This window comes from Accumulibacter sp. (assembly GCF_031732815.1).
Lineage (GTDB): Bacteria > Pseudomonadota > Gammaproteobacteria > Burkholderiales > Rhodocyclaceae > Accumulibacter.
Genome location: NZ_JAVMKF010000070.1, coordinates 1 through 7007, shown reverse-complemented (window position 1 = coordinate 7007; position 7007 = coordinate 1). Strand labels below are relative to the sequence as shown.

Annotated in this window: 3 protein-coding genes; 1 reads left to right on the top strand and 2 read right to left on the bottom strand. The window is 67.3% G+C overall.

The genetic code is table 11. The features are described from left to right. Positions 1 to 705: transporter associated domain-containing protein (locus RKP46_RS06055; protein WP_311105804.1), on the top strand; the 705-nt coding region annotated here is incomplete at its 5' end. A gap of 57 nt (positions 706 to 762) precedes the next feature. On the opposite strand, the gene pbpC is transcribed toward RKP46_RS06055, so the two are convergent. Further along, positions 763 to 3060 carry a penicillin-binding protein 1C gene (pbpC, locus tag RKP46_RS06050; RefSeq protein WP_311105803.1) on the bottom strand — a complete coding sequence of 766 codons (2298 nt, stop codon included), beginning with the start codon at positions 3058 to 3060 and terminating at the stop codon, positions 763 to 765. A 46-nt stretch (positions 3061 to 3106) separates the two neighbouring features. After that, on the bottom strand, positions 3107 to 7007 hold a 3901-nt coding region (locus RKP46_RS06045; RefSeq protein ID WP_311105802.1), incomplete at its 5' end, for an alpha-2-macroglobulin.

The window sequence follows — 7007 nt, the reverse complement described above, 5'->3', positions numbered from 1 at the left end:
GGCGACATCCAGCCGATCGAGAAGACGATGATCCGGCGCATGTTCAACTTCTCGGAAACGACGGTCTACAAGGTAATGGTGCCGCTGATCGATGTCGTTGCGGTCGACAAGACCTGCACCGTCGGTGAGGCCGTACGCTTGGCGGTGCAGAGCGCGCACGTTCGCCTGCCGGTCTACGACGGGCGCATCGACCGCGTCATCGGCGTGCTCAATGCGATGGACCTGCTCGGCGTCGACGAAACCGCGTCGATCGCGCCGTTCATCAGCCCGACGCGTTACGTGCCAACCAGCAAGAGTGCCGAGTCGATGCTCGTCGAGTTGCGCCAGGATGGCGACGCGATGGCCGTCGTGATGGACGAGTTCGGCGGCGCGGAAGGAATTGTAACGATCGAGGACATTATCGAGGATGTCGTCGAGGACATGCAGGACGAGTATGACCGGCAGGAAAAGCCGGCCGAGTGGCTGAAGAAGCTCGGGCAACGCGACTACCTGGTGAGCGCCCGCGCGGCGCCGGCGATGCTGATCGAGAAGCTGGGCCTGCACTTGCCTGGCAACGGCGCCAGTCACGATACGCTGTCCGGCTACCTGCTCGAGTACGCACGCGAAATTCCCAAGGCGGGAACGACGATCGAGGTCGAAGGCGTCCGCTTCACCATTCAGCGCGCGACGCCACAGGTCATCCAGGAGGTTCAGATTCGCTGGTAGGCACGGCGCTGTCGTCGCCGAGGAAGACACCAACGGCCGGGCAAGGAACAGCCGCAGTCAACGCACGCTGATCTGCACCCGGTCGTAGTAACCGGCGTCGTCGATGACCGTGATCTGATAGCGGCCAGGCTCGGCGAAGCGGTAGGGCAGAACGGCGCCAGCGGGAACGCGGCCGATCGGTCGGCCGTCGAGCAGCCAGATGAGATCGTGTTGCCCGCCGCGAGCGGCCAGGCGCAACTCCGGCGGCGGACCGCTGCCGGCTCGGCGGATGATCTCGCCGTCGCTGATCCCGACGATGCGCAAGCCGGCTTCCGGTCCGCGCGCAGTCGCGCACGCCGGCGCCCACGCCGGCGGCAAGGCGCGTTCGCGCAGCGCACTGCTCAGCCACGGTTCGACCGCCGCCGGCCAGCGCGCCATGGCGACCGCCAGCATCTTTCCTTCAGCGCAAGCGCTGCGCACGCGCAGGCCGCTGGTTGCGTCGCGATAGTCGGTATAGCGCGCCGCGTTGTCGCGCAAGCGGTCGGCGAAGGTGGGCGGCGCGCTGCCATTGAGCAGCCACGCGGTTCGTTCCTGGTGACACAGTTCGCGCGGCGTGGACTCGCTGCGTGTGCCCAGCGGCCAACAGATGCGGCCCTCGGCGACGCTTGCCGGCGGCACGCGCGGCGGCGGTGGCGCATCGTCGACGACCGAGAAGATGTCCACCAGCAGCGGCGCTGCGATGTTCGCGCCGAAGAACCCCGGGTTCGGCGTACCGTCCGGCCGGCCAACCCAGACGCCGACGGTGAAGCGGTCGCTGACGCCAACCGCCCAGGCATCGCGGAAACCAAAGCTGGTGCCGGTCTTCCAGGCGATTCCGCGGCGCACGCCGAGCCCACCCTCGACCTGACGAGCGACCGGACCACCGGATTCGAGCACATCGCGCACGATGAAGGCGGCGCCTTCGCTCAGCATGCGACTTTCCTCGCGCGCTGCCGTCACCTGATAGCGCGGCCGCCCGCTGATACCACCGCGCGCGAAGGCGGTATAGGCGCCGACCAGATCCTCCAGACTGACCGCCGCTCCGCCGAGGATCACGCCAAGATTGGGCGTCGCGCCGCGCGGCAGATCGAGCTTCAAGCCACCGCGGCGCAGCAAGGCAACGAAACGGTTGGCACCGAGTCGTTCAAGCACTTCGACCGCCGGCACGTTGAGCGAGCGCTGCAGCGCTTCGCTGACGCTGACTGGCCCGCTGAAGCTCGCCTGGAAGTTGCCCGGCTGATAGCCCGCGAATGACTGTGGGACATCGGCGAGCAGCGACTGCGAGTGGATCAGGCCCTCGTCGAGGGCAAATCCGTAGAGGAAGGGTTTCAGCGCCGAGCCTGGCGAGCGCGGCGCCTGCACCATATCCACATGGGCGAAGCGTTCGTCGTCGCTGAAGTCGGCCGACCCGGCGTAGGCGCGAACTTCGAGCGTTGCATTGTCGACCACCAGCGCAGCCAGCGAGACGCGCGGCGGAACGACGGTCAGGCGCGCCGCGAGCAGTTGTTCGACGCTTTGCTGCACGCGCGCGTCGAGCGTCGTTTCGATGCGCGCGAGGCCCGGATTGCGCCGACGCAGACGCTCGGCAAAGAGCGGCGCGAGCAAAGGTTCGCGTACGGTTTGTGCGATCACTGGCTCCTGCCTCGCCTCGGCGATCGTTGCTGCGCCCCAGCGCTCGAGCATGCGCGCCAGCACCTTGTCGCGCGCCTGACGCGCGCGTTCCGGATAGCGGTCGGGACGCAGCAGCGACGGCGCCTGCGGTAGCACAGTGAGCAACGCCGCCTCGGATGCGCTCAGGCGTTGCGCCGGCTTGCCGAGGTAAGCGCGGCTGGCTGCCTCGACGCCTTCCAGGACGCCACCCATCGGGGCATAAGTCAAATAGATCTGGAGAATCTCGCGTTTCGAACAGCGCAGTTCGAGTTGCAGCGCACGTGCGATCTGGCGCAGTTTGCCAACCAGCGTGCGCGGTGTGGGCTCGAGCAGACGCGCGACCTGCATGCTCAGCGTAGACCCGCCGGAAACGATCCGTCCGTGGCGCAACCACTGCCCGCCGGCGCGCGCGAGCGCCCAGGGATTGACCCCGGGATGCCACCAGAAGCTGCGGTCCTCGAAGGCGATCAGCGCTTCAAGGTAGCGCGGCGAGACTTCCTCCAGGCGTACCGGGTGACGCCAGACGTGCGTACGGTCGGGAAAGGCGCGCAGCGGCGTGCCGTCGCGCGCGAGCACGACCTGCGCCTGCGCTGCCGCGCGTCCGGGCAGCGGCGGTGGGAACAACTGGTCGGCAAGCAGCAGCAGTGCGAGCACTGCGGCCAGCGTCAGCCGCAGTGCCCGGATCATTCCGCCGCCGGCTGACAGCTCGCCGCGGCAATGCCCTGCGGCTGGTTCATCGGCGAGCCGCTGCGCTACTGCGCTGGACGCCGCCGCCGGCAGCTTCTTCATGCCCGTCGCTGACGACGAGTACCTCGTCGCCGCCGGCAAGGCCATAGATCTGCGGCTGATACATGTCTTCAGCGTAACTCGGCGGAACGACGAAGCGCCCGGGGGTGACGACCCGCACGCGGTAGAAGAACTGCTGTCGCTCGGCCAGGCGCGCGGCGATGACAAAGCGGTCGTCGCGGAACTCGACATGCCGGATGTTGCTGTTCTGCATCACCTGGCGCGGATCGACGCCGTCGACCAGAACCACCGACTGCTCGCCCTGCACGAGGTTGAGGTTCTCGATTTCCAGGCCGGCCGGAACCGCGTCGATGATCAGACCATTGGCGTAGCGCCCAGTGGTCTTCACCTGCAGGCGGACGAGCAGGCTTTCGCCGACGCGCAGCGTACGCTTACCGAGCGGCTGGCCGTCGGCAGTAAACCAGTCGCGCCGCAGGTCGAACACCTCACGCCGCTCCGCCGGCGCGCGCGCCGGATGGCCGCTCAGATTGAGTTCAGCAAACAGACGCGCCTTGTGCGTGTTGCGCAAGCTCAGCCCACCGGCGACCTCATCCGCGCTCAGCGACTGGTAAGCGGCACCGGGACCAGCGATGGCGCGCGCCTTGCCGGCGGTCAGCACTTCACCGTTCCATCCGTCGCTCGGCTCGGTAGCGAATTGCTGGCCGAGCAGGAAGAGCGCCAGTTTCTCCTGCGTGCTGTAGTAGCCGTTACGTTGTATTTCGCCGGCAACCTGGGCTACCAGGTTCTCGCGCCCGGCAGGTCTGAGCTTGTGCCGGTCGAGCAGGACGTACATCATCGCCCAGTCGCGCAGGTTGCTGCCGTAGTCGCCCCACCAGGCGTTGGCGGGCCCGCCGCGCGGTTTTCCGATACCGTTGGCAATGGCGCTCTCGGCGCGTGTCGGGTCGCCCATCAGTTCGAGCGCCAGGCCGAGGTGAACGAGGGCCAGACCGGAATGCGCAGCGGCCCGCAGATCGTGCATCTGGCGCAGCGTAGACAGGGGCGCTTTGCCCTGCCGGGCGAGCACATAAGCACCGTAAGCGAGAACACCGAAACGGCCGCCGCCGGCGTAGCGCGAGTCGTTCCAGATGGCGTTCGGGTTATAGACGAGCGGGCCGGTCGGCAGACCGGCGACGCCTTCCTGCAGTCCTTTCAGGAGGAATTCGAGGGCTCGCTTCTCCACTTCGGGCGGCACGTTGAAGCCCTGCTCGCGCGCATCGAGGAGGAAGTGCGCGACGTAGGCGGTCAACCAATACTGATACTCGGCCAGTCCGCCCCACAGGCTGAAGCCGCCACTCGGCGCCTGCATGCCGGCGAGACGGGCGATCGCCTTGTCCAGCATGGCGGCGCGCTCGGCCGCCGTGTAGGCTTTCAGCCCGAAGCGGCGGGCACCGGCCTCGTCGATGAAGACGTGCGGATACGCCGTGCTCGTCGTCTGCTCGGCACAGCCGTAGGGATAGGTGAGCAGGCCTTGTACCGCACTGCGTACGTCGATCGGCGCCTTGTCGGACACGGTCAGCGTTGCTGTAACCGTCTGCCGCAGCAGGCCGCCGAGTTCCGCTTCGCGCAAATCGACGCTTTCGCCAGGGCCGACGATCAGCCGGCGGACGACTGACTGGCGAGGTGTCGGCGCCTGAACCTGCAGCGGGAAACTGCGCTCGATCTTGCGTAGCGGGCTATCCAGCTTGACCTGCACGTCGGCCAGACCGATCGCACTGCCCGCTTCAAGCGGCACGCGCAAGACGCGCTTCTCGCCGTCGCCGAGCACGATCTGCTGCTCACCCCCCTTGATCAGCAGGCCGTCGCGGCTGCTCACGGCCACCTTCACCGCCTGTTCCTTGCCGGCCAGGTTGTGCAGGTCGAGCGCAAGTACTGCGCTATCACCCACGGACAGGAAGCGCGGGGTCGCGAGTTCGGCAACCAGCGGTGCGGCGACGGTCACTTCCGCCTCCTGCATTCCGAAGCGATCGCCGCTCGCCGCCACCACCATCAGACGCAGGCTGCCGTTGAAATCGGGTACCGGCAACGACACCTCGGCCTCGCCTTTCTCGTCGACCGTCAGCGGTCCGCTGAACAGGTCGACCAGGCGAAGCTTCTTCGGCAGACTGCGCGTCGGTTTGGGTGCGGCGTCGCCGCCGAACTTCAACTTGCCCTTTTGCCCAGCCATTTTTTCGATCAGCCGCCCGTAGATATCGTAGGCATCGGCACCATAGCGCAGCTTGGCGAAGAAGAAACCGAAGGGGTCCGGACTGGCGTAGCGAGTGATGTTCAGAATGCCCGAATCGACCGCCGAGACGGTAATCATCGTCGGCAGTCCCTTCGCCTCGGGAACCTTGACGCGCACCTTCAACGGCTGCTCCGGCGCAACCTTCTGCGCCGCTTCGAGCGTCACGGCAAGCTTGCGGTGGGTACGTTCGAGCGGCACGTGGATGAGGCCGAGCGCGCGCGCCGGGGTCAGCTTTTCGCCGGCGCCCGAGGGTCGCAGCACCATGACCGAGACGTAGAGGTCGTGCCGCCTCCATTCCTTGTCAAGCGGCAGGTCGATCGTCGTTTCGTCGCTGCCGACCGACAGGCGGCGCACCCACAACGCGCGGTCGCCTTCGATCGTCACCAGCGCTTCGCCGGCGTGCGGCGGACTGATCGTCAGGCGTGCCTTTTCCCCGTCAGCGTAGGCCGCCTTGTCGAGTTTGAGCGCCACACGATCAGGACGGACGCCCTGCGTTTCGTCGTCCTTCGCCGACCAGCCGGCGTAGAAGCGGAAGCGCGTCGTTTGCCGCGTCTCCGGATCGAAGATTTCCAGACGGTAGCGGCCATACTTGACCGGCAGGCTGAGTTTGCCGCGACCACCCGCCGGGAGCGTGATCTGGCTTGTCGTCACCAGTTCGTCGGTTTCGGTGAAGCCCGAGTTCCAGCCGCGCTGATCGTCGAAGCGCCAGTAGTAGTTGCGGTTCTCACGAAAAAGCCGCACGGGCAGGGCACCGCTCGCCTTCAGCGCAGCGCTGCTGTCGCTGCGTACGACCTCGAAATCGGCTGGCGCGCCCTCGCGCGCGTAAGCCCCGACGAACATCGGGCGGACGCCGACGAGGACCGGCGCAGGCCAGAAGATGCGCTCGACGCTGCGCACCACCGGCCGGCCGCCGCTTTCCAGCAGACTCACCGTGGTGCGTACGGTGTACGGCGAGCGACGCTTGGCGACCTGTTCGAGGCTGACGGCGAGTTTGGCCTTGCCCTGCTCGTCGAGTTGTTGCTCGGGCAGTTCGCTGCGCGCCTTTTCGTTGTCTTCGTCCGCGTCGCCGAAGACGAAGCCCGGCAGCTTCTGCGCCAGCGGGTTGCGGTTACGCTCGCTGGTGACCACGCCGAGCAGGCGGTTGCCGCTTGCCGGAGCGCCGTACAGGTAACGCCCGGCAACGTCGATACGCCAGTCAGCCTCGCCGGTCAGGCGTTCGGCGGGGCTTGCCAGGTCCAGTTTCATCCGTTCCGGCAGAAACTCCTCGACGCCAAACTGCATGCTCGTTCCCGCCAGGCGCGCCGCCGGATCGGCACGCAGTTCGAGGTTCCACGAACCGGTTGCGGCATCCGGCGGCAGTTCGATCGGCCGTCGGTAGTAACCGGCGAACGCCGCTTCCGGCTGCCAGGTGGCGGTCCACTGCGCCTTGCCATCGGGCCGCCGGAGGATCGCCTGGATGGGCTGCGGCGGAACCGGGCGACCGTCAGCGTCGCGCGCGATCACCGAGACCTCGAAACGTTCGCCCGGCCGGTACAGGTTCCGCCCGCTGTAGGCGAACAGGCGCACCGGCACATAAGGCATGCCGGCCACCTCGAACTCGGCCAGGTCGAGCGCCGGCTCCTTC